We start from the raw sequence: 22,842 nt of genomic DNA on the forward strand, positions 1-22,842 counted from the left end.
GAATTGCGATCGCGACCAAGAGTGTTGATGAAGCTAGAGCCAGGGAGACAGACATGACCGACGCACCTCAGATCCCCGACCCGAAACCCGCAGCGACGGTGCTTCTGGTCCGCGATAAGCCCGAATTCCAGGTGCTGATGGTCAAGCGCCACCACCAGATAGATTTTGCGTCGGGCGCCCTGGTTTTCCCCGGGGGAAAGACGCATGGCGGCGACACCGACGAGCGCTGGGCCGAGCATGCAATTGGATGGGATGAACTGGATCTGGTGCAGCGAACCTTGCGGATCGGAGCGATCCGCGAGGCGTTCGAGGAAACCGGAATTCTGCTGGCACAGACCGCCCAAGGCGCGCCTTTTGAGGACCCGTGTGACGCATCGGTCCGAAGCGCGGTCGATGCTGGTCATGTCGCTTTCATCGATGTCGTTCGCGAGTTGGGTGTCCACCTCAGGCTGGACGAACTGGCTATCTTCGCCCGGTGGATTACCCCGACCATGATGCCCAAGCGGTTTGACACCTGGTTCTACGCGATGAGCGCTCCCGCGGGACAAGTGGCGGCGTGTGATGGGCGCGAGACTGTCGATGCGGAATGGATCTCGCCGTCAGAGGCGATCCGATTGGCAGCGGTGGGCGAGAGGACCATCATTTTTCCAACCTTGATGAACCTGAAGCTGCTCGCCGAGGCAGAAAGCGCGCAGGATTGCCTTTCGCGTGCGCGGAAACGCAGGCTGGTCACGGTGCTACCCGAGGTCTCGATCGAGAATGGCGAGCGTGTCCTGGTGATACCGCCCGACGCAGGCTATGGTCCCGTTTCGCAGCCGCTGAGGACGCTCGGTGCCTGACTCAGAGTAGACCTGCGGTGTTGACCTTCGCGTTCCGTCGAGGCCCGGTTTCAATCTTCTAGGTTCGAAGACATGATCGCGAGCATGTCCTTGACTGTGTCCGCCTGTTCTTCGGAAATCCCGGTCAGGACCCGTTCGTAGATCCTGTCGGCTGCCGTGCGCAGCGAAGGAAGAATTTCGATCGCCTTGGGAAGCAGGTGAAGCGCCCAGATTCTTCGGTTGCCTTCGGCGGAGCGCCGCTCGACGAAGGCGGCTTTTTCCAGCTGGTCGATCACGTGCCCGACACTGGCTCGTTCCATTTCGAGGTGCTTGGCCAGTTCGGTCTGGGTGAGGCCGGGGGTCCGGTAAATATATCCAAGCGCGCGCCACTGGGTGCGGGACAGGCCGAATCTGACTGTACTTGCGTCGAAGAGCTTGCGCAGCTTGCGCGGCACCTCCTCGAGCAAGAAAACGAGCTCGTCTGCCTCGGTGAGATAACCCTTGCCTGGCGCTGAATTTCCCATGGAAACGACAGCTAACGCATCTGGCGATGCATGAAAAGTCTTTACTGTAAAAAGTATTACAGTAAGAGATAATCATGTTTGCTGATCTGACACTTTTTGGCCACTGTGGGCACAGAATCGCAGCCAGCGCCGAAGGTCCTGACGGGGGAATGCCGGTCTTGCTGGCGCACGGTGGTGGCCAGACGCGATGGTCATGGAAGAGTATTGCGAATCTCCTGGCGGAACACGGGTTTCGGGTGATTGCCCTCGACCTGCGCGGCCATGGCGATAGTGCATGGGCCACAGACGGGGCATATGCGATGGCCGACTTTGCTGGCGATTTGGCTGCCATTGCCAGCGCAATGGATCGCAAGCCTGCACTGGTTGGTGCTTCGCTGGGCGGCCTTGCGGGGATCTTGGCCGAAGGCGAACACGGCCCGAACCTATTTGCATCGCTAACTTTGGTCGATGTTACCCCGCAATTGGATGCTGGCGGTGTCGCGCGCGTGATAGGCTTTATGGCAGCCCATGCTGGCGAGGGGTTCGCCTCACCTGACGAAGCGGCGCGCGTGATTTCCGAATATATTCCCAATCGTCCAAGCCGCCGTGCTTCGCCCGGCCTGGCGCGTTACCTGCGGCAAAAGGCGGATGGTCGCTATTACTGGCACTGGGACCCTGCGTTTGTGACTGGAGTCATGCGCCAGGACGAAGATCAAAGCGAGGATCGTGGCTATGGCAAGGTAGAACTCAGCGAAGCTGCGCGAAGGCTGACCCTTCCTGTTCATCTTGTCCGCGGTGGATCAAGCGATCTCGTCTCGCCGGAGGCCGTGGCCCATTTCCGCGAACTGGTTCCCCATGCAGAATACAGCAATATTGCAGATGCAACGCATATGGTCGTTGGCGATCAAAACGACCTCTTTGGCGAAACAGTCGTGGATTTCCTGATCCGCACCCATGCTCGAAAGGGGGGAGAATGACCGACAAGCCATCGTTTCCACAACTGGAGGCCTTGCGTGAATTGCTGCTCGTCGCCCCGTTCCATCGCTGGCTCGGGCTGGATATTGTCGCAGTGACCGCTGACGAGTTGATCCTCGAGATGCCGTGGCGGGATGAAATCGTCTCCAACCCGATGATCGGATCGGCGCACGGCGGTATCCTCTCCGCCCTGATCGATCTTACCGGACTCTATGCGATCAATGCACTGGGCGGCTCGGCACGCGCCACCGCCGACATGCGCGTCGATTTTCACCGCCCGGCGACCGCGGGTCCGCTCCGTGCGATCGGCAGAGTGGTCAAGCTCGGCAAGCAGTTAAGCGTCGCCGAGACCCGGATCGAGGACCCGGATGGGCGGTTGCTCGCCAGCGGCAGGGGGGCCTATGTCGCCTAACCGCCGACTGCTGCTGGCGGCCTCGGCGATCCTGGCGCTCGCTGCCTGCGTTCCGGTGCCAAAAACCGGCATAAGGCCGGTGATGCAGACCGCCGATAGCATCGGATCGGCGCAGACCCTTGCCGCGCGGGGTGACAGTGTCTGGCCGCCAGATCAGTGGTGGCGGCTTGCCGGCGATCCGCAACTTACGGCGCTGATCGAGGAAGGGCTGGCGAACTCCCCGCAGGTCGCCGTGGCCATGGCCCGGATCAAACGCGCCGAGGCCGAAGCACAGCGTGTCGGCGCGGGCCGGCTGCCCGCCATCGGTGTGGACGGCGAGGCCGGTGTCCGGCGGCAGAGCGGTAACACGGGTATTCCCGCCGAGTTCCTCCCCGATGGCTGGAAGGATTACGGTCAAGTCTCGCTGACTTTCGGCTTCGATCCCGATTTGTGGGGGCGCAATCGCGCCGCCCATGCCGCTGCAACTTCAGAAGCACGCGCGGCCGTGGTCGACGCGGCCCAGGCACGGCTTGTCCTTTCGGTTGCGATCACCGCCGCCTATGCCGAGCTTGGGCGTTACTACAGCGAGCGAGATATGGACGAGGCGCTCCTGGCCAATCGCCGCGCCACCCGCGATCTAATTGGACAGCGCGAGCGCAACGGGCTCGACAACCGCGTCAGCCTGCGCCGGGCCGATGCCGAAGTCGCGCGCGCTGAAGGCAATCTGGCCGCGGCCGATGAGAGCATCCGGCTGCGGCGCAATCAGCTGGCCGCGCTTGTTGGCGCGGGACCGGATCGCGGCCTGGCGATCACGCGTCCACTACCGATTCCTTCGACTCCTGCGGGTCTTCCCAAAGGCGTAACCACCGAACTGCTTGGCAGGCGTCCGGACATTGTTGCAGCCCGCGAACGGGTCGAAGCGGCTTCGAGCCGGGTCAAGGTAGCGCGCGCCGGGTTCTTCCCGTCGATAAACCTGCGCGCATTGATTGGTCTGCAGGCGATCGGCCTTGGCAATCTGATCGATACGTCTTCACAATTCGGGTCCGTTGGACCGGCGATCAGCCTGCCGATCTTCCAGGGCGGTGCCTTGCAAGCGCAATATGGCAGCGCCCAGGCCGGATATGACGAGGCTGTCGCCGTCTATAACCAGACGGTGATCAGCGCCTACCAGCAAGTCGCTGATGCGGTCACCCAGCGCGACGCCGCCGACAAACGGCTTGCCGCAGCCCGCTCTGCGCTGTCAGCAAACGAAGATGCACAGGCGTTGTTGCGAACGCGCTACGAGGCGGGGCTGGCGAGCTATCTTGACGTGCTTAACAGCCAAGCCGGTTTGCATGAGCTGCAACTCGCGGTGGTAGACCTCGAAATATACGAGCGCGGAGCGACCCTGGCGTTGATCCGGGCGCTTGGCGGCGGCTTCGGAACAGAGGCCAAGACATCCAAGGAACCGGCAGGATCATGAACGAAGCTACGAGCGAAACCCCTCCCGTCGATCCTGCCCTGTCGGACGCGAGAAAGGCCGCACGCAAGCTGTGGCTACGGCGACTTGCCGTGGTGCTGGCACTGATCGCGCTGGGCTGGGGCATCTGGTATGTGCTGGTCGCACGCAACTATGTCAGCACCGACAACGCCTATGTGAATGCGCAAATGGCGCAGGTGACACCGCTGATTGCCGCTCCCGCAGTCGAGGTTCTGGTCAAGGAAACCCAGCTGGTCAAAGCTGGTGACGTGCTCGTCAGGCTCGACCAGGCTGACGCTCGAATTGTTCTGGCGCAGGCAGACGCGGATTTGGCGGCAGCTCGCCGCCGCTTTCGCCAGACTCTTGCCAACAACACAGCGCTGGCTGCGCAAGTCGATACATCGAGTGCGGGCCTGGTGCAGGCGTTAGCGCAATACCGAATGGCATTGGCCGAACATGAAAAGGCAAAGATCGATCTACGCCGCAGAGAAACCGTTGCAGCCAGCGGAGCCGTCTCGGGCGAGGAAGTGACCCAGGCTCGCAAGGCTTACGCAACCACGCTCGCCGCACTTGACGCCGCACGCGGCGTGATTGCGCAAGCCGGATCGTCGAGGCGTGCGACCCAAGGCCAGTTTGCCGCCAACGATGCGCTGGTGCGCGGACTGAGCGAAGGTACCGATCCTGCCGTCCTGGCCGCAATGGCCAAGCGCGATGCTGCGCAGCTCGATCTCGACCGGACCGAAATCCGTGCGCCAATCGACGGCGTAGTCAGTCGCTTGCAGGTCCAGGTCGGGCAGCGCCTCAACCCGGGCCAGACGATCATGACAATTGTCCCGCTGGCCAATGTCTATGTCGACGCCAATTTCAAGGAAGGGCAGTTACACCGGGTGCGCCTTGGCATGCCCGTGACGTTGACCGCTGCCATCTATGGATCGAGCGTGACCTACCACGGCAGGGTTGCCGGCTTTTCCGGTGGCACCGGCTCGTCGATGGCGGTGATTCCGGCGCAGAATGCGACCGGCAACTGGATTAAGGTTGTTCAACGACTGCCAGTTCGGATCGAGATCGATCCAGCCGATTTGAAGCGGCACCCCCTGCGGGTCGGCTTGTCAATGGACGTCGAAATCGACGTGTCGGGTAACTGAGCGCAGATGAACGGTGCTGCACAGGCTTCGGCAGGTTTTCCGCCTTCGCTTCGGCTCATCGCCGGGCTGACGCTGGCCTTTGCGAACTTCATGGTGATCCTCGACCTGACGATTGCCAACGTGTCGATTCCGAGCATCGCTGGCGGGCTCGGCGTCACTTTGGAGCAGGGCGCATGGGTAATTACCTCTTACGCGGTTGCGGAAGCGATCTGCGTACCCTTGACCGGATGGATCGCGGGTAGGTTCGGGTCGGTCCGGACCTTCCTGTTCAGCATGGCCGGTTTCGGATTGTTCTCGTTGCTCTGTGGGCTGTCGGTTTCAATCGAAATGCTTGTCATTTGCCGCATTGGCCAAGGCATCTTCGGTGCCTTTCTGATGCCGATGTCGCAAACTTTGTTGTTGCGGGTCTTTCCACCTGAACAGCAGAACATTGCGATGGGAATGTGGGCGATGACCCTGCTCCTCGGCCCTGCGCTTGGACCGATCATCGGAGGCTGGCTGACCGACAACTGGTCGTGGCACTGGATATTCCTCATCAACGTGCCCATCGCTGTCTTGGCGGCTTTCGCTGGCGCTGTTCTGCTTCGCCGGGTCGAAACCGACCGTCAGGTGCTTCCGATCGATATTATCGGGCTCGTCCTGCTGGTGGTTTGGGTCGGCTGTCTGCAGATCATCCTCGACATTGGCCGCAACCATGACTGGTTCAGCGATCCACTGATCGTCGCCCTGGCGATCACGTCGGCTATCGCGTTTCTCATCTTTGTCGTCTGGGAACTCACCGAGGATCATCCGGTGGTCGACCTGCGCGTCTTGCGACACCGAGGGCTGAGCATCAGCCTTGCTGTCCTCGCGATTGGCTTCGGCGCCTATTTTGCCGGCTTCGTGATCATCCCCCAATGGCAACAGGCCTGGCTTGGCTATACCGCAACACAGGCGGGCTTCTCGTCGTCATTCACAGCTATCGGCGGGCTATTGACCGCGCCGATTGTCGTAATGCTGATGGCGCGCTCCGATCCTCGTGCTCTAGTTTCCGCTGGAATCGTTTGGCTGGCTGTTATTGGGCTGACTCGGACGTTTTGGACAAGTGACAGCGGTTTCTGGACGCTGACCCTACCGCAATTTTTCCTGGGGCTGGGCATGACGTTCTTCATGCTGCCAATCATCAACCTGACGCTCAGCACCGTGGACGAAGATGAGGTTGCATCTGCCGCCGGTCTCCAAAGCTTCATGCGCACGATCGCAACGGCTTTCGCCACTTCGGTTTCACTGACCTACTGGGGCGACACCCAACGTGCTGCGCGCAGCGATATCGTCGCGGTTTTGGAACCGGGTGCGGCCGGCGGCTCAATTTCCGGACTTGGGTTCTCGCCCGAAGCGGTGCTTCAAATGTTCAGCAATATGGTCGAGGCGGAGGCCACGACACTGTCTGTAATCCATATCTTCTGGACGACATCCGCGATCTTGCTCATCGCTGCGGCCCTGATCTGGCTGGCACCGCGTCCTAAGCGAAGCGGAGGCATGTCGATGGGGCATTGACCCGGTGAGGCATACCGCACGGACATCTTCTGCCCCGACACAACTTTGGCAAAGATGACCGCCGTAAGTCAATGTTTCTAACGAGGCACGGTTTTGGGCGGTAAGCGCATGGGCAGTTCGTAGGCAGCAGCTTTTATGACCGGAAGCTTAGCGAGGCATCCGTCCGCATCCGCTTGGACATAAGCGATGGATATCTGACAAAAGGAACAGAACAACAAATTGAGAGTTTGATTTTCTTGGTGAAACCTAAGTGGATCGAACCCGCGTTTCGGCAGCGTGCGGGGCGCATTGCTGCCAGTTGCCACTTTGTAGCGCGTCGAGAACCTGGACGCCTGGTGGGCTTGCGGACACATCATCGCAAATAAGAGGGGAGGGAGCTTTGACCTGATTGAGCCATTGGGCGTCGATGGTCGATGCGCCGGGCTCGCATTCAGGAGTATGTCCCATGATCAAGACGATCCCGCTGAACAAGCTCGTTCAGTCCCCCCGAAATGTCCGTCGCCATGCCGATCCCGCAGCCGACGCCGAGCTCAAGGCGAGCATCGCCGCGCGCGGCCTGTTGCAGAACCTCATCGTTCGCCCCGGCACCAAGGGCAAATTCGAGGTCGAGGCCGGCGAACGCCGCCGCAAGGCCATGCTGGCGCTGGCAGAGGACAAGGTACTGTCCAAAGACCACGAGGTGACTTGCCTGGTTCTCGAGGACACCGCCGAGGGTGCGATCGAGACAAGCCTTGCCGAGAACTTCCACCGCTTGGCGATGAATCCCGCCGACGAAGCCCAGGCCTTTGTTGCGCTGATCGATGGGGGGGCCTCGGTCGAGGATGTCGCCCGCCGCTTCGGTCTTACCGTCCGCTTCGTCGAGGGCCGTTTGCGCCTTGCCAGACTGGCACCGGTTGTCTTCGCGGCGCTGGCCTCGGGTGAGATCACGCTCGACATGGCCAAGGCCTATGGCGCAACCTCGGACCAGGAGATCCAGGCGCGGGTCTTCGAGCAGATTTCTTCGGCCTACTATGCTCCCAATCCCGACTCGATCCGCCGCATGGTTCTCACGGGCACCGTGCGAGGCATTGACCCGCGCGCACGGCTCGTCGGGCGCGATGCCTATCTCGCTGCTGGCGGCCGGATCGAGCGCGAACTTTTCGATGACGAGGACAGTGAAGCCTGGGCCGATGTCGCGCTTCTCGAAGAGCTCGCTGCCGCGAAGATGGCAGAACAGGCAGAGGCGCTCGCTGCCGAGCAGGGGCTTGCCTGGGTCAAGCCGACCCTCGATCCCTACGCAAGCCACGACCTCGTCGAAGGCCTGGTTCGGCTCCCTGCCGAGCCCGCCCCGCTCACCGAAGCGGAACTCGCCCGGCTCGACGAGCTCGACACCTCTTACGACGAGCACGCAGCGGTTCTGGAGGACGAGAACAGCGCCGAGGCAGCGATCGCTGCAGCCGAAGCCGCGATCGCAGCGATCGAACGCGAATGCCAGGACATTCGCGCCCGCCCGCCAGTAATCTTACCCCAACTCAAGGCTGAGGCGGGGATGATCCTGGTGCTCTCGCGCGACGGCACTCCGGTTCTCCAGCCGGTGTTCTATGGCGAACGCCAGGTCGATCCGGCAGGTGATGACGATGGGATCGAGGTGGTCACCGACGAAGGCAGTGAAAGCCCGCGCCGCTCGGCATTGTCGAAGCGCCTCGTGGACGAGCTCGCGATGCAGCGCCGCGACGTTCTCGCGCTCCATGTTGCATCCGATCCGGCCCTCGCACTCGACCTGATGGTTTTCACGCTCGCCGACGCCGACACGCTCGACTACCGCGCGCGGGCCGCAACGACCTTGCGAGGCGGGGTGCCTTCCGGACCGATCACTGGGTTCGAGGCCAGGGACGCGGCGGCGAGTGCTTCGCTTGCCGAGTTCCGGTCGGGTCTCGACGAGCACTGGCGCGCTGGGGCCAGCGTTTCAGAGCGGTTCGAGCAGTTCCGTGCGCTTTCCGACGAAGCCCGTGCGGCCTGGCTCGGCCATGTCGTCGGGCGCTCGCTCGAAGCCAGTCTCAACATGGCAGGCGAACGCCGGATCGAGTTCCACGACCATCTCGGCAGTCAGATCGGGATTGATATGGCGGCGTGGTGGCGCCCGACCGCGGCGAACTACTTCGACCGCGTCTCGAAGGCGGTGATCCTTGACGCTCTGTCCGCCGTCGGCGGTCCGGGCCTCGCAAGCCGGTTCGCCTCGGTCAAGAAGGGTGACCTGGCGATGAGCGCCGAGCGTGTCTTTGCCGGGACTTACATCACCGAGGTCGAGGTGCGCGACCGCGCGCTGGCCTGGGTGCCGGAGGTCATGCGCTTTGCCGGTGCTGCGCCGGTCGAGGCCGAAAGGCTCGAGCCGCAGCTCACCGAGCCGACCGAGGACGCCGTGGCCGCCGGAGGCGCCAACGACGACGATCAGACCCCCCGCGAGCTGGCTGCCTGACCTCCTCCTGACAGGCAGACCACTCGTACACCAGAAGCGGTCCCTTGGCTTTGCGCTGGGGGGCCGCTTCCTTTGTTTTCCCTATTCATGTGGAAAAGCGCGGATTTGCCTTGGTTTGCGCTGCCAAACGCTCCTACCGAGCGCGCTCCGTTAAACGAAGGAACCACTTCACATGAACAATGCTGACCTCGCCGAGAAGATTGCCGAAGCAAATGGCCTGACCAAGGCCGACGCCCGCAAGGTCGTCGACGGCGTTTTTGCCGCGATTGCCGATGCCGCCGCGAGCGGCGACGAGATCGCGATCAATGGTTTTGGCAAGTTCAAGGTCAAGGCCAGCGCCGAGCGTGAAGGCCGCAACCCCTCGACCGGCGCGACCATCAAGATTGCTGCTTCGAAGAAGCTGGCGTTTGCGCCCGCCAAGGCGGTGAAGGATCGCCTTAACGGCTGATCTGTCTCGGCCCTGCGTCGCCGGTTTTCCGGTGCCGCAGGCCCGTCCGGCGCTGACATTTCAATCCAAGCGCCGATCTCAGAGAGGGGAGGGGGCCTGAGCCTGAGTGGACCTGACCGGCGGTTGTGCCGCCCGATTGGTCAGTCGTCCGGATCAGGAGACCCCTCATGGCCTATCGCAAGTCTTCGCAGGGCGGACTTTCGCCCGCGACCCGCATTACCCAGGAAATCATAACCCGCCTCGACGCCGGGACCAAGCCGTGGATCCAGCCCTGGCGCGGGGTTCCGGTGTCACGACCCTTGCGCGCTTGCGGGATTCCCTATCGCGGCATGAACGTGTTCTGGCTTTGGATGGTCGCGGACATGTGCGGCTACGCTTCGCCCTACTGGATGACCTACAACCAGGCCAAGAGCCTTGGGGCGCAGGTCCGCAGGCACGAGAAGTCGACCATCGCGATCTTTTACAAGAGCTACACCAAGGAGGTGGAGGCCCCTAACACCGGCGAGAAGTCGGACGAAGCGCGCCGGGTGCTGAAGGCCTATCCGGTGTTCAATGCCGACCAGGTCGAGGGACTGCCCGAGCGGTTCCATCCAGCTGCCGCGCTCGATTTGGTCGAGCCTGAAGGCCGCGAGGCGGAACTCGACGCGTTCTTTGCAAGAATCCCGGTTAACCTTCGCCACCAGGGCGGTGAAGCCTATTACGAACCAACCCCTGACCGGGTCACGATGCCGCCTGAGCACCTGTTCGCCGGCTTCGACCACTACTATGCGACGCTTGCCCATGAGCTGTCGCACTGGACCGGCCATTCCAGCCGCCTGAACCGCGACCTCAAGAACCGCTTCGGCACGGCGGCCTATGCAGCCGAAGAACTCGTCGCTGAGCTTTCGAGCGCGATGCTTGGGGCCGAGCTCGGGCTGCCGGTCACGCACCTCGATAGCCACGCGAGCTATATCGAACATTGGCTGAAGCTGCTGCGCGATGACGACCGCGCGATCCTTACCGCCGCCGCCAAGGCAGAGGAAGCCTCAAGCCTGCTGCTGAAGCTCGGCGGGCGCGCTCTGGCGGACGACGCGGCCGAGCCCGACGACATCGCACTCGCAGCCTGAAGGAGGAGATCATGGGCCGATCGGTCAGCTATCCCAGCGGTGCCCTTGTCGCTTTCACCGTGCTTGAGGTCGAAGACAAGGACGACTGGGAGTTCGAATACGAATGGCTGCGCGGCGATCTAGCCGAGCGCGCTGCCGCCGCCTTTCCCTCGCTTGCCCCGCACGAGGGCTGGCGCGGGCGCGAAGACCGGATCCTGATGCGCAACGCGTTCGCGGACTTCGGGGTTTCGGTTTATGGCAGCCTGGTCGCGGTCTGGATCGCCGAACGTGACGATGGCGCCTACTGGGACCTTGAATGGCGCACCGCCCGCTCTCCCCGCGCACAGCGCTGGCTTCGCCAGATCGCAGCACGCTTCGATGCGCTGTTCGGCGACTACGACTGCGTCGGCCACATGTCGAACGGGGAAGGCGTCTATCGCAAACGCGCGGCCTGAGGCCGGGCCGGTGCCAAGAGTGTCTGCATGGCACCCTCCTGATCTCAGCGGATCAGCGCAGCTTCTGGCTCCTGCCACGCGAGAGAGGCCCTGGGCCAGCCGGCGGCCCCCGCGCAACCCGGCTTGATCAGGCCCGTGTTGGCCGGTCCCTGACGGGCCTCGGCCTGCCCGCGCCAGCCTGACCAAGCGGGTTTCCCTGCGGTGCGCGTTGCCGCCCAAGACTGGCCCTGACGGGCTCTCGCTGGCGAAGCCAAGAGGCAAGCGTCGGCTGCACACCAGTCAGGAGGATACGTACATGCATACCAGCTTCACCGACCAGCTCGCCGGTCTCGATCTTGCCGGATTTTCGATTGGTTCTGCACCGCTGAACACCAGCGATTTTCCGGTCCGCGAAGCCGTGGTCCAGACGCTCGAAGCAGTCTGGTCCGATCTCTTTGCGCTGGTCTCCGGGACCGCGCTCGAAGCCGACGCCGAGGATCTGGGTTGGGCCTTCGTCAATCTCTTCCACCGTTCTGCCCACCGCAAGTCGACCGCGCTCGACCGCGCCACCGACGAAGTCCGCGCACTGGTCGCGACGGCCGATGGCTCCGAGATCCACACCTCCGAGCTCGAAACCCAGGTCGAGCGAGCGCAATGCGCCGAAGCCGCGATGCTGGCGCTCGAAGAGATGCGCGAGATCGCTGCTGGCCTCTACCTCAACGAGTTCGGTTCGTCCTGGAAGCCGGTCTCGAGCTCGCGCTTCAACCACGGCGCCATGCTCACCTCGGCGCTGGTCGAAGGGCGCGACTTCATGCGCGCCCGGGCTGAAGCCAAGCGCCGCGCGGCGATGCCCGCAGGCTCGCCGGTCGTGTTTGCCGGCGGACGCACGCGCCATGCCGACGAAGCCGATGCGATGACTTTCGCCAACAACGTTTGGGCCACGCTCGACAAAGTCCGCGACCGCGTCCCTGACATGGTCCTGATCCATGGCGGCGATACAAAGGGCGTCGACCGTCTCGCCTCATCCTGGGCCGAACGCCGGGGCATTGCTCAGGTGACCTTTTCGCTCGACATGCGGCTTGGCGCCCGTGCCGGGTTCAAGCGCAACGAGCGCATGCTGTCCCTCGACCCGCGCTACGTGGTCGCGTTTCCGGGCAATGGCGTCCTTGAACGCCTCGTGATCGAAGCCAAATCGCGGCGGATCACGGTCGTCGATCGCCGCGGTCCGCTCGGGACCAGCCCAAAGGCACAACCTGTATGAAGGCAGGCAAAAGAACGGCGGCATCAACGGATGCCGCCGCTTTGAAAGTCAGGATCTCTTTCGAGTCCTTCGGGTCGCAGGACATCGATAGGCCCGGTGGCCGATTCTATCCTTGTATGATTTCGCCATATTGCGAACGATTCCGAAATGGCACAGTCGCGCAGGCGTTCCTTACCCTAGCGCTCAGCCGTGGACCGTCTCGCTCCGTTCCAGCATCGCGACGAACTCGGCGATCTTGCGCGCACGGGTCTCAGGACGCTTCACGGCGCCGATCCGGTAGAGTACTGCATAGCGATTGGCACCGGTCAGCGTCGCGAAAAACGCTGCCGCCTTGGGGCTCTGATCAAGAGCTTCCCTGAGGTCAGCGGGGACTTCTATCTTGCTTGCCGGCGCATAGGCAGCCCCCCAGCGCCCGTCCGCCTTGGCCCTGTCGATCTCGGCCTGTCCGCGCGGCGTCATGCGCCCATCAGCGATCAATTCCAGCGCCCGCGTACGGTTGACCTCGGACCATTTGCTGCGCGCCTTGCGCGGAGTGAACCGGATGAGCCAGCTTTGCGCGTCGTACTTGTCGAGCTGCCCGTCGATCCAGCCGTGACACAGTGCGAGATCGATCGCTTCGGCCTTGCTCAGGCTTGCGATGCCGGCGCCCTTACGGGCGAACCGGAGCCAGGCCCCAGCCGCATCGCCGGGTTGCGCATCGAGCCAGTCGCCGAACCCTTGCGCGGTCTCGAACAGCAGTATCGGCAGACCTGATCTCATGTCGCTCATGGGCCGCAGCATAGGTCGCAACCGGTGCAAGGGAAGGCCCTTCGCACCAGCCTGTCGAAGCCTGCGCAACACAAGGCGACAGCCTCGGTCAAGGCAGATTCCACGGTTCGTTTGGCGCTGTCCGCGATCTCATCTTCGCTCCAGACCTTGCTCATTGCGTGATCGCCGCAGCGTACGGACAGGTGCTTGGTGATGCGCCTGCGGGATGGCGGATGGGTGCAGGAACATGGGCACGAACGATCGAGGTCAAAATCTCCAGAGCAGACACCCTGGACCACCCGGCTTCTTCGCGAACCGTCCCTTGAATCGGCCTTCGCCCAGACGCAACCCGCGGGACCTGTCCGGCCGTGTTGCCGCCCTATGGGCGGCTGCCCGCACCACCCGAACTGGCCCGGGGTTCCCCTACGGTGCGTCTCGCCGCTGGCCGCTTCTTCACTTGGGTTCGCAGCCGGGATGGTCCCGGATGCTCGTTCAGGAGAAGACCCATGACCAATCTCGTTATCCTCGTCGGCCGCATCGCTCGCGATCCCGAAACCCGCACCACGGGAGGCGGCACCAAGATCACCCAGGTGACCGTCGCGACCGACCGCCCGGCCCGCAAGGAAGGCAAGACCTTCAAGGACGAAAACGGCTACACGGTGAAGGACAGCGAATTCCACCGCGTGACCTGCTTCAACGGCCTCGGCGAGAACGTCGCCAAGTTCTGCACCAAGGGCCAGCTGGTGACCATCGAAGGGCGCATCCACTACACCCAGTGGGAAGACCAGAGCGGTGCCAAGCGCTACGGCTGCGAGATCATCGCCGACAAGGTCGATTTCCTCTCGAAGGGCAAGGCTGGCGGCAACGAAGCCGCACCCGACATCGACGAGGACTGACCGGTACCATTCGCCACAAGGCCCCGGCGGCGCAAGCCGCCGGGGCCTTCTTTTTGCTCTGTTTTCGGAGCGGCTGCGCGCGGGCATCGAACCCGCGCGCAGCCGGATCAAACAGGCATCAGGTAGACTTTGGCGTGGAGGCGAGGCGGTTGAGGCTTTCCTCGATCCCGAGCGCCATCGACTGGCGCATCAGCTGCCGCATCTGCGCCGGTTCGAGCACTTCAGCGCCGCATTCGAGTAGCACCTTGCCGAGTTCAGCCGCGGCGCCTTCGCGCAACTTGGCTTCCTCGGCAGCGAGTTCCTCGCGCTGGCGTTGCACTTTCAAAAGCGCATCGCGTGCGCTTACTTTGGACCGGGCCATGGATCATCCTTTCACTGGCCGTTGGTCCCCTCCTGCGAACCCGTGTGACAGGTCGAAGGCTTGTAGGAAAACGCTTTGCCGATGGTCCAGTGCGCCACCGAGAGGGAGGAGGGCTCTCTCGCGAGAAGTCCGAGCATGATGGAGGCTTTGGGTCCGCGTCAAGGACGACGGGGCCCCACCATTTTGCTCCAGGGCCAAGGCCCTTCCACAAAATCGTGACCCCCATCGCCGCTTCGCGGCCGCGTGTTCCACGCGGTCCCTGACCCGTCCCGTCGCCCCCATCCTCACGCTCCTGATGCGAAGCATCGAACATCAGGAGACCTGCCATGATCGTATCTGCTGTCCTTACCGCCACGCCGCTGCACTTTGACCAGGCCGCGTACCTTGCCGCGCTGGATCGGGCCCATGCCCGCTCCTACCACAGCTACTTCAACCAGTACGTCCTGACCGACGACGAGGCGGGGTTCATTGCCATCGACGAAGGTGATTACGGAGCACTGGCACCGCGCCTTTACGACCGGATCGTCGAGACTGTGCCGAGCAAGCTCTGCGACGAAGACTAGGCCGCGGCTACGAGGTCAATTGCCACCGAAGGGGGAGTCCGGTCATCCGGGCTTCCCCTTTCGTTTTGCTTGGATCCCAGGTCTGAACTGGGCAGGGGAACGGGCTCGATTTCGCGACGCGCTCATCCCACAGGTAGCTTGTTCGATAACGAGCAATCCGGTTCAACCACAAACACTGGTACCGCACTTCGAAGTAGGGAACAGGGGGCACACCCTACGCCAGGCCTGGCAGGTTGGAGCAGCGCGCAATTCAGCCAATTCCAAGCTCGAATCGACCTTCTGTCACTTCCCAATCAGATTGATTTAACAGAACAAATGCAAATCACCTCAACTTTAGAGGGCGTGGAGGTGGCAGAATCGCGCGGCGTTTATGTTCTTGACATGTTCTTTTGTGTGATGTAGCCCGCAAACCAGCCTTGCGGGCGCAAACCAGGATCCAAGATCGAAGGATCCTGACAATGCCAAGACCAATATCCCTCCAAGTCTATGTTTCCCCCGAGCTTGCCGAGCAGGTTCGGGCCGCTGCTGAGGCCGACGGCCTCGCGGTCAGCGAATGGCTGCGCTCGCAGCTCAAGAAGGCGCTGGCAAATAGCCCTGCCGGGGCAAGCGAGCGAGACCTGCTGGACAAGCTTTATCGCCAGTCGCTGTTCGCCTTTGTCGGGCTCGATGCGCTGCTCTCGGGGCATCCGGACCACACCCTGCGCGAGCGTGCCCACAGCGCCTGGAAAGCCCGCTGCAAGGAAGTCGGCATGGCTGTGAGCCCCGCCAAGGGAGCCACAAAATGAAAAAGAACCTCGTCGACTTCACCCGTGGCAGCCAGCTCCTGGGCCACTTCAGTTTCATGTTCGCAGCCGGCCTCAAGGGCCCGTTGATCATCGCCGCGATCATCGTGTCGTGGATGTCGTGGTGGAGGCTGTCCACCGGGCTCACCGATCACGAAAGCTACCTCGTCTGGATGAAGCTCTACGCTGCCGCCTACGGCTTCATGGAGTTCGATTCACACAAGCAAGTTGCGCTTGAAACCGTCTTCGGGGGCACGGTCAAGTTTCCCATTTCATATGTCCAGGCGTTCCCGCCGGTGGTGCGCGCCTGGGATCATATGGCCTCGATCATGGAGCGCGCTCTCGCCTATTCGGCGCTGCTGCTCGTGCCCGCCTTCGCCTTGTTCTACTGGTTTGCTTCGCGGTTCGGCGCCAAGTCCAAGGAGCGCAAACACGAACGCGGGGCGATGCTTTCGACGCTGCCAGAACTGGTCGAGGAAGTACGCGTCCACAACAATGCCGAAAAGGCCAGGGAGCTCTCGGCGGTGCTTGGCTGGCGTTACCGGCTGTGCAGCCAGAAGGAGCTCGCCGAGGTCTTCCCCTACCAGCCTTCGCGGCTTGCCAAGGTGACCTATCCCTGGCGGCTTGAGCAGAGCCACGCGATGCTGATCGGTACCACCGGCATGGGCAAGACCGTCGCGTTGTCCGACATGATCGCGGAGGCGAGGGCGCGGGGTCAGCGTGCGGTGATCTTCGATCTGACCGGTGCGTTCATCGAGCACTTCTACGACAGCCGCCGCGACGTTATCCTGAACCCGCTCGACGCGCGCTGCCCGCAGTGGAGCGTGTTCGACGAATGCCGCGACGAGGCCGAGTTCACGGCTGCGGCCGAGGCGCTCGTGCCTCATGACGGGGGCGGCGCCGAGCAGTTCTGGGTGCTCGCCGCACGGCTCTTGTTCGTCGAAATGTGCCTGAAGCTGAGGGCCCGCGGTCAAGCCAGCAACGAAGCCCTCGCGGCAGAGTTGATGACCGCTGATCTCGCGGCGGTGCACCGCCTGATGCGCGGAACGATTGCCGATCCGCTCACCGCGCCCGAGGCCGCACGCATGGCCGAATCGATCCGCGCGGTGTTCAATGCCAACGCCAAGGCGCTCAAGCTCCTGCCTAAGACGGGCAAGCGCTTCTCGGTGCGCGACTGGATCGAAAATGACCAGCACGACGGGTCGATGGTGTTCATCTCGGCGCGCTATGTCGACATGAGCGTCAGCTCGCAGCTCCTCACCGTTTGGCTCGACCTTGCCATGAATACGCTCATGGCGATGGACCGGACCCGCGAGGTCAGGATGTGGTTCTTTATTGACGAGCTTGGCGCGCTCCACCGCCTGCCGGCGCTCGAGAAGGGCCTGCAGACCGCGCGCAATTTCGGCGGTGCGATCGTCACCGGGATTCACGCCTATGCCAAGCTCAAGGAGGTCTATGGCGAGAACATGGCGATGACCCTGTCGTCGCTTGCCCGGACCAAGCTGATCCTCGGCACGGCTGACCGGGAGACCGCCACCTGGTGCTCCGACTTCATCGGTCACCGGCAGGTCCGGGACATGGAAGAGGGCTACACCTACGGCTACAACAACGCCCGTGATGCGGTCAGCCTGACCTCGCGCAAGCATATCGAACCGCTGCTGCTGCCCGATCAGCTGATGAACCTGCCGCGGCTTTCGGGATACCTGAAGTTCCCCGACGGATTCCCCGCAGCGCCGGTCAAACTTACGCCAGTCGATCGTGCCCGGAGAGCCGAGCCGTTCATCCGCCGCGCGGACGATACGGGGTCTGGGGCTGGCCCGAGCTTGCCGCAAAGTCCGCTCTCCGGCCCGTCACCATTGCCGCCAGCACCATCGCCGGCGCCTCTGCCCACCAGCGGCGATGGCGCTGCGGATCCCCCCTCGGCCAATGACGATGGGGCGGGGCAGCGCATGGTTCCCCGGCAAGGCGAACTTGCCCTGGCAGCGGGTCATGAGGTCTTCGGCAGCGAAGGCGAGGCGCGGCAACGCGACCCTATCGGCGAGGCGCTTCGGGAAGCACGAGCAGCCGAAGCCGCGACCGGCCTGCCCGCTACGAAACCCCAGATCGCTGTGAATGCTGAGTTGCCTGCAGAAGGGCGGAATGCTCCCGCCTTGCCTAAGGACGCAGCGCTTAAACTGGCGAGCGGCGAAGGACAGGAACACGGCACAGGCAAGCAGGAGCAGGCACCGCCGCGCAGCGATACGCCGCTTGTTCAGAAGCCTGCGAGCGAGCCTCGTCCGGAGCAGAGGCAGGGCGTTCCGGGCGTCGGTGCTGAGGCCCGCAAGCTGATGCTCGAGGATGGCCTTCCCGAACATGACGAACCAGGCCGCGACGAGCGCGGCCTTGGCGAAGCCGACATGGAAATCTGAAGCCAGGCCCTGAACCCATTACAAGCATCCGCCGGGAGCGCGAGACATGCTGTCTGTTGCCAATGTCCGCACCGCCGGCGGCACCGCCAAGTATTTTGCGGCCGACAATTACTACACCCGCGCCGACGCCGATCGTTCGGGCGCCTGGTTCGGCAAAGGCGCCGACAGGCTCGGACTTGCGGGCGAGGTCGATCCCAAAATGTTCGAGGCCGTGCTCAAGGGGCTTCTCCCCGATGGGAGCCGTCTGGGCAGCGACAATCGCGAGCACCGGGCCGGAACCGACCTCACATTCTCTATGCCCAAGAGCTGGTCGTTGCTGGCGCTGGTTGGCGGGGACAAGCGGATCCTCGAAGCCTACGCCGAGGCGGTCAAGGAGACCCTCGCCTGGGCGGAAAAGCATCTCGCCGAAACCCGGATGGAGGTGAACGGCAAGTACAAGCCGGTCCAGACCGGCAATCTTCTCGTCGCCCTGTTCAGCCACGACACCAACCGCAATCAGGAGCCGAACGCGCACATCCATGCGGTGGTTGCCAACGCAACCCAGGGCCCCGACGGCAAATGGCGCGCGCTCAAGAACGACAAGCTCTGGGAGCACAATACGCTCCTCAATGCGATGACTATGGCGCGCTTCCGGCTCTCGATCGAACGGCTTGGCTACGAGATCGGCGAGATCGGCAAACACGGCAATTTCGAGGCCGCTGGCGTGCCGCGTGACGCGATAGAGGCGTTCAGCACCCGCCGCGCCGAAGTCTTAGCCCAGGTCGAACGCATGACCCACAAGGGGCCATCGGCAACCGATACGGCGACGCTGATGACCCGGGCCGAGAAACAGCCGATTGCGGACAGGGAAGCACTCGCGCGCCAATGGGCCGACAAGGCCGCCGCGATGGGCTTCGATCCCAAGGCGGTCATCGCCAAGGCCAATGCCAGGGCGGCCAGCGACATCGGCAATGTCGGCTCTCTGGCATCGGCAGCACGTGATCTTGCCGCCCGCGGCAGGGAGCTGATTGGCGCGCTCGCCGAGCGCTTCGGCCTGCGTGAAGGCGATCCCTTGTTACCCGCCGATCTGGCGCGCCGCCCACCCGAAGAAGTCGCTGCGATTCATGCGGTGGCCTCGGCGGTCCGACACCTCTCGGAGCGTGAAGCGGCCTTCTCCCGCACCGACATTTACAGGACCGCGCTCGGTTTCGGCTTGCCCGCAGGCATGGCGGCGTTAGAGCGCCGGGTCATGCAGCTGGAGCGGCAAGGGCAACTCCAGCGGGGCAAAGGCGCCGACCGCACAATGGTCACCACGGCGAGCGCGATTGTTTCGGAGCAACGTATCGTCGCGGGCGTCGAGGAGGGGCGGGGCAGGGCGCCGGCTATCGTTGAGGCTGGCGAGGCCGGGCCGCGCCTTCAGGCGCTTTCGCAGCTCAAGTACGGCATGACCCTCAATCCCGGACAGGAAGCTGCTGGGCGCTTGCTGCTTGGTTCCAACAACCGGATTGTGGCGATCCAGGGGATTGCAGGGGCGGGCAAGAGCACCATGCTCAAGCCCGTCGCTGACATCCTGCGCGAGGAGGGCAGAGCGGTGCTGGGGCTCGCGGTCCAGAACACCCTGGTTCAGATGCTCGAGCGCGAAACCGGAATTCCGTCGATGGCCGTGGCGCGGTTCCTGAAGCGCCATGCCGGGCTCCTCGGCGGCGGCGACAAGAGGGCTCTCGCCAAGGCCAAGGCAGAGCTTCGCGGTACCGTCGTTCTGCTCGACGAGGCCTCGATGGTCGGCAATTCCGACAAGGAGAAGCTGGTTCGGCTCGCCAATCTGCTTGAACTCGACCGGTTCGCCGCGATCGGAGATCGAAAGCAGCTGGGCGCGGTCGATGCGGGCAAGCCTTTCGACGTGATCCAGCAGGCCGGCGCGGAAACCGCGACCATGAACATCAACATTCGCGCCCGCGACAAGGCGCTGCGCTCGGCGCAATACGCGGCGCAAGGCGGCCATATCGATGAAGCGCTGCGTCACCTCGGCAGCAATGTCGTCGAGGTCAGAGAGGGGGCCGCGATCGAGGCGGCGGCAGAGTGGCTCTCGTTATCGCCGGCAGACCGGGAACGCACCGCGATCTATGCTTCAGGACGAGAACTGCGGGGCCAGGTCAACGAGGCGGTCCAGACCGGGCTAAAGGCCAATGGCGAAATCGGCGAACCCTCGCTCCGCCTCCAGGTGCTGTCCCGGATCAACACCACGCAGGAGGAGCTGCGCCATGCTGCAACCTACCGGGCTGGCATGGTGGTCGAGGTCGAGCGCGACAAACGCGCGCAAGGACTCTCCAGGGGCATGTACACGGTCGTCGGGGTCGACGCTCGGCGCGAGCGAGTCGAGCTTGCCAACGAACGCGGCAAGCGGTTCGGATTTCGTCCCGATAAGCTGCGACCCCAGGGCGAGCATGACGCCTTGCGGCTCTACGAGCGCAAGGAACTGTCACTACACGGCGGTGACCGCATCCGTTGGACCCATACCGATCACAAGCGCGGGCTGCTCAATGCCGATCAGGCCAGGATCACAGCGATCGATAAGGGTACGGTGCGGCTGACAACTTCAACCGGGATCGAGCACCAATTGGGCAAGGACGATCCGATGCTCAAACGGCTCGATCTTGCCTATGCACTCAACGCCCATATGGCCCAGGGACTGACTTCGGATCGCGGGATCGCGGTGATGGACAGCCGCGAGCGTAATCTCTCGAATCAGCAGACGTTCCTCGTCACGATCACCCGCCTGCGCGATGGCCTGACGCTCTACGTCAACAATGCCTCGCGGCTTGAGGCGGCGGTCGAGCGGAATACCGGCATGAAGCGCTCGGCGCTTGAAACCGTCGGATTGCTGCGCGATGCGGCCGCAGCGGGGCAAGCTAGGGGCCAGGTTCCGGTTGCGTCCCCTGAGAAGCAGCCACCCGAAAAGGACCGGTCGATTGTCAGGCCTTTCGAGATCGGGATCTGAGCGGCGCGCTCCTAGTGCCGCCGTACATCGGCGCCAGCCTGGAGCTCGACGATCCGCTTGGCGATTTCCTGCCACGTGCGGATGCCTTCGTCATCGCCTTTGAGCGCGAGTGCACCGATCTGCTCGGCAACGTGGACTGGCACCTCAACGCCGTGGTTCTCAAGCACCGTGCTGGCGCAGGCCCAGAGTTCCCAGTCGCTCAGCGGCACCGGTGACCCCGCCAGTAGCGGTCCCATCTGAGCACGGTTCCGGTCGCGACCATCGCGCAGGAGAGATCCTGGCCCGAGGGCAGCGTGCACCAGGCAGCAGTGCGAGTTCCACCCGCAGAGCCTTCGGAAATGCAGGTCATGGTCGGACCACGGACAACGACGTGGCCAGTGCTGATCATGCCTCGCGCCCCTCCGAACAGATCAACGAGCGCATCGCGGGCCTGGATTGCGCTTGCAGCAGGGCAGGGCTGATTGTTGCGACAGGTTCCATCCATCTCGCGCGCTGCGATCCCAGCAATGCGGACGTGCGGGCCTTCAGCGCACCAGATCGGTCCATCGCCGTCATAGACATGGGTGGGAGTGCAGGTGAAAGTCTGACCGGCGCTGACGACAGCGGCGGCGAGGGCAAGCAGGCTCATAGGCTTGTGCTACTGCAACCTGCGCCCGAACCAAAGCACCCGCCCGACTATGTTCACCGTCCGGCGATCGAGCCCGTTCCAGGTCGGGTAAGCGGGGTTGTCGCTTATCACCGAAACCTTGCGTCCCTGCGGCTCGATCGCGACGCGCTTGACCGCAAGAGTATCGTCCATCCGCAAGACGTAGATCCCGTCGCGTAGCCGGGTCTGGTTGTCGCCAAGATCGACCAGCACATCGTCGCCATCGCTCAGCGTTGGTTCCATCGAGTCTCCGCGCACACCGATGATCGAAAGACTCGGGCTCTTGCTCGCGGTGAGTTTGCGCAGCCAGTTGGCATCGAACCCGAACTGTGCGCTCTTGGCTTCCATTTCGGCGAGGGCGCCGTAGCCGGCCGACGCTTCGACGTCGAAGATCGGCACCTGGACCAGATCGATCACCGGCCCCGAGCGCCGCGCCGGGCCGCCGAGCACCGCCTCATCCACGCCGAAGAATCGCGAGAGGATTGCGCGATCCCGCTCGTCGAGATGGCGCGGGCTGCCCTTGCGCATGAACTGCTGGATGTAAGAGACATTGCGGCCGAGCAACCGCGAAATCCCTGAGTACGTGCATTTTCGCTCAAGGATCAACCGGTCCAGCGCTACCCGGGTTTCGTCCATCTCTGGGGCTTCCAAAACTGCCTGCATAGGAAAATATCCTAGACTCTAGGATGGGCGTCCTATACGGAACATAACATGAACACAAGCCTAATGTGAGTCTGACGCCAATGGAGCTTCTGGATCAGATCGAGACCTATCTTGAGCAGCATAGGATGCCGCCGAGTAAGTTTGGGCGCCTTGCCGTCGGGGATCCAAGGTTCGTGGAGGATCTCCGGAGCGGTCGCTTGCCGAGGGCCAAGACTTGCGATCGAGTGAGGCGCTATCTCGGTCGGTAGGTTCCGCGAACATTGCCGACATTCGAAAGCCGGTCGTGGCT

Annotated in this window: 22 protein-coding genes; 16 read left to right on the plus strand and 6 right to left on the minus strand. The window is 63.2% G+C overall.

All coding sequences use genetic code 11. The annotated features are described in order from the left end of the window. The first annotated feature begins 53 nt into the window (after positions 1-53). Positions 54-839: an NUDIX hydrolase gene (locus ACFFF7_RS15205; protein WP_379482193.1), complete on the plus strand. Its 786-nt coding sequence runs from the start codon at positions 54-56 to the stop codon at positions 837-839. Positions 840-889: 50 nt separating this feature from the next. Here the strand turns inward: ACFFF7_RS15205 and ACFFF7_RS15210 are convergent, their stop codons facing one another. Then, complete coding sequence (locus ACFFF7_RS15210) at positions 890-1,342, minus strand: MarR family winged helix-turn-helix transcriptional regulator (RefSeq protein WP_379482194.1); 453 nt, start codon at positions 1,340-1,342, stop codon at positions 890-892. 74 nt (positions 1,343-1,416) lie between these two features. Here ACFFF7_RS15210 and ACFFF7_RS15215 point away from each other — a divergent pair, with 74 nt between their 5' ends. From ACFFF7_RS15215 to ACFFF7_RS15260, 10 genes are all read left to right on the plus strand, one after another. Beyond that, the gene (locus ACFFF7_RS15215) at positions 1,417-2,298 is read left to right on the plus strand and encodes an alpha/beta fold hydrolase (protein WP_379482195.1); all 882 of its coding nucleotides are present in this window, start codon (positions 1,417-1,419) and stop codon (positions 2,296-2,298) included. Next, complete coding sequence (locus tag ACFFF7_RS15220; RefSeq protein ID WP_084276773.1) at positions 2,295-2,708, plus strand: hotdog fold thioesterase; 414 nt, start codon at positions 2,295-2,297, stop codon at positions 2,706-2,708. Before ACFFF7_RS15215 ends, ACFFF7_RS15220 begins: the two co-directional genes overlap by 4 nt. Next, positions 2,698-4,149, plus strand: coding sequence for an efflux transporter outer membrane subunit (locus ACFFF7_RS15225; RefSeq protein WP_379482196.1), 1,452 nt, complete (start codon positions 2,698-2,700; stop codon positions 4,147-4,149). The genes ACFFF7_RS15220 and ACFFF7_RS15225 overlap by 11 nt, the downstream gene beginning before the upstream one ends. Continuing rightward, positions 4,146-5,291 (plus strand): EmrA/EmrK family multidrug efflux transporter periplasmic adaptor subunit, encoded by a 1,146-nt coding sequence (locus tag ACFFF7_RS15230; RefSeq protein ID WP_379482197.1) that lies wholly within the window; start codon positions 4,146-4,148, stop codon positions 5,289-5,291. Before ACFFF7_RS15225 ends, ACFFF7_RS15230 begins: the two co-directional genes overlap by 4 nt. A 6-nt stretch (positions 5,292-5,297) precedes the next feature. Next, the gene (locus ACFFF7_RS15235; protein ID WP_379482198.1) at positions 5,298-6,827 is read left to right on the plus strand and encodes a DHA2 family efflux MFS transporter permease subunit; all 1,530 of its coding nucleotides are present in this window, start codon (positions 5,298-5,300) and stop codon (positions 6,825-6,827) included. A gap of 445 nt (positions 6,828-7,272) precedes the next feature. Next, positions 7,273-9,282: a ParB/RepB/Spo0J family partition protein gene (locus ACFFF7_RS15240; protein WP_379482199.1), complete on the plus strand. Its 2,010-nt coding sequence runs from the start codon at positions 7,273-7,275 to the stop codon at positions 9,280-9,282. A gap of 172 nt (positions 9,283-9,454) precedes the next feature. Then, entirely contained in the window at positions 9,455-9,730 is a 276-nt protein-coding gene (locus tag ACFFF7_RS15245; RefSeq protein ID WP_084276778.1) for an HU family DNA-binding protein, read from the plus strand. A gap of 167 nt (positions 9,731-9,897) precedes the next feature. Continuing rightward, complete coding sequence (locus ACFFF7_RS15250; protein ID WP_379482200.1) at positions 9,898-10,836, plus strand: ArdC family protein; 939 nt, start codon at positions 9,898-9,900, stop codon at positions 10,834-10,836. Between the two features lie 11 nt (positions 10,837-10,847). Continuing rightward, positions 10,848-11,270, plus strand: a complete 423-nt coding sequence (locus ACFFF7_RS15255; protein WP_084276780.1) for a hypothetical protein — start codon at positions 10,848-10,850, stop codon at positions 11,268-11,270. Positions 11,271-11,565: 295 nt separating this feature from the next. Continuing rightward, positions 11,566-12,510, plus strand: a complete 945-nt coding sequence (locus ACFFF7_RS15260) for a DUF2493 domain-containing protein (RefSeq protein WP_379482201.1) — start codon at positions 11,566-11,568, stop codon at positions 12,508-12,510. A gap of 183 nt (positions 12,511-12,693) precedes the next feature. Here the strand turns inward: ACFFF7_RS15260 and ACFFF7_RS15265 are convergent, their stop codons facing one another. Then, positions 12,694-13,278: a YdeI/OmpD-associated family protein gene (locus ACFFF7_RS15265; RefSeq protein WP_084277455.1), complete on the minus strand. Its 585-nt coding sequence runs from the start codon at positions 13,276-13,278 to the stop codon at positions 12,694-12,696. A gap of 485 nt (positions 13,279-13,763) precedes the next feature. Between ACFFF7_RS15265 and ACFFF7_RS15270 the strand changes: the two genes are divergently transcribed. Then, positions 13,764-14,153, plus strand: coding sequence for a single-stranded DNA-binding protein (locus ACFFF7_RS15270; RefSeq protein ID WP_084276782.1), 390 nt, complete (start codon positions 13,764-13,766; stop codon positions 14,151-14,153). 118 nt (positions 14,154-14,271) lie between these two features. Here the strand turns inward: ACFFF7_RS15270 and ACFFF7_RS15275 are convergent, their stop codons facing one another. After that, on the minus strand, positions 14,272-14,514 hold the full coding sequence (locus ACFFF7_RS15275; protein WP_379482202.1) for a DUF6437 family protein: 243 nt from the start codon (positions 14,512-14,514) through the stop codon (positions 14,272-14,274). Between the two features lie 326 nt (positions 14,515-14,840). Between ACFFF7_RS15275 and ACFFF7_RS15280 the strand changes: the two genes are divergently transcribed. From ACFFF7_RS15280 to mobF, 4 genes are all read left to right on the plus strand, one after another. Continuing rightward, entirely contained in the window at positions 14,841-15,077 is a 237-nt protein-coding gene (locus ACFFF7_RS15280; protein WP_264415747.1) for a hypothetical protein, read from the plus strand. A 458-nt stretch (positions 15,078-15,535) separates the two neighbouring features. Continuing rightward, positions 15,536-15,862, plus strand: a complete 327-nt coding sequence (locus ACFFF7_RS15285) for a hypothetical protein (RefSeq protein ID WP_379482203.1) — start codon at positions 15,536-15,538, stop codon at positions 15,860-15,862. Then, on the plus strand, positions 15,859-18,267 hold the full coding sequence (locus ACFFF7_RS15290; protein ID WP_379482204.1) for a type IV secretion system DNA-binding domain-containing protein: 2,409 nt from the start codon (positions 15,859-15,861) through the stop codon (positions 18,265-18,267). Before ACFFF7_RS15285 ends, ACFFF7_RS15290 begins: the two co-directional genes overlap by 4 nt. Positions 18,268-18,313: 46 nt before the next feature. Further along, complete coding sequence (mobF, locus tag ACFFF7_RS15295; RefSeq protein ID WP_379482205.1) at positions 18,314-21,244, plus strand: MobF family relaxase; 2,931 nt, start codon at positions 18,314-18,316, stop codon at positions 21,242-21,244. Positions 21,245-21,255: 11 nt separating this feature from the next. Here mobF and ACFFF7_RS15300 read toward each other — a convergent pair whose 3' ends face one another. Genes ACFFF7_RS15300 through ACFFF7_RS15310 form a run of 3 tightly spaced genes read right to left on the minus strand, consistent with a single transcriptional unit; the run spans position 21,256 to position 22,526 of the window. After that, a complete protein-coding gene (locus ACFFF7_RS15300; protein ID WP_379482206.1) occupies positions 21,256-21,453 on the minus strand; it encodes a DUF6961 family protein in 198 nt (65 codons plus the stop codon). Beyond that, positions 21,444-21,872 (minus strand): thermonuclease family protein, encoded by a 429-nt coding sequence (locus ACFFF7_RS15305; protein ID WP_379482207.1) that lies wholly within the window; start codon positions 21,870-21,872, stop codon positions 21,444-21,446. The genes ACFFF7_RS15300 and ACFFF7_RS15305 overlap by 10 nt, the downstream gene beginning before the upstream one ends. 9 nt (positions 21,873-21,881) lie before the next feature. Continuing rightward, positions 21,882-22,526 carry a S24 family peptidase gene (locus tag ACFFF7_RS15310; protein ID WP_379482371.1) on the minus strand — a complete coding sequence of 215 codons (645 nt, stop codon included), beginning with the start codon at positions 22,524-22,526 and terminating at the stop codon, positions 21,882-21,884. Positions 22,527-22,842 lie beyond the last annotated feature (316 nt).

The organism is Novosphingobium aquiterrae (assembly GCF_042434435.1).
In the GTDB taxonomy this organism is placed as follows: Bacteria; Pseudomonadota; Alphaproteobacteria; order Sphingomonadales; family Sphingomonadaceae; genus Novosphingobium; species Novosphingobium aquiterrae.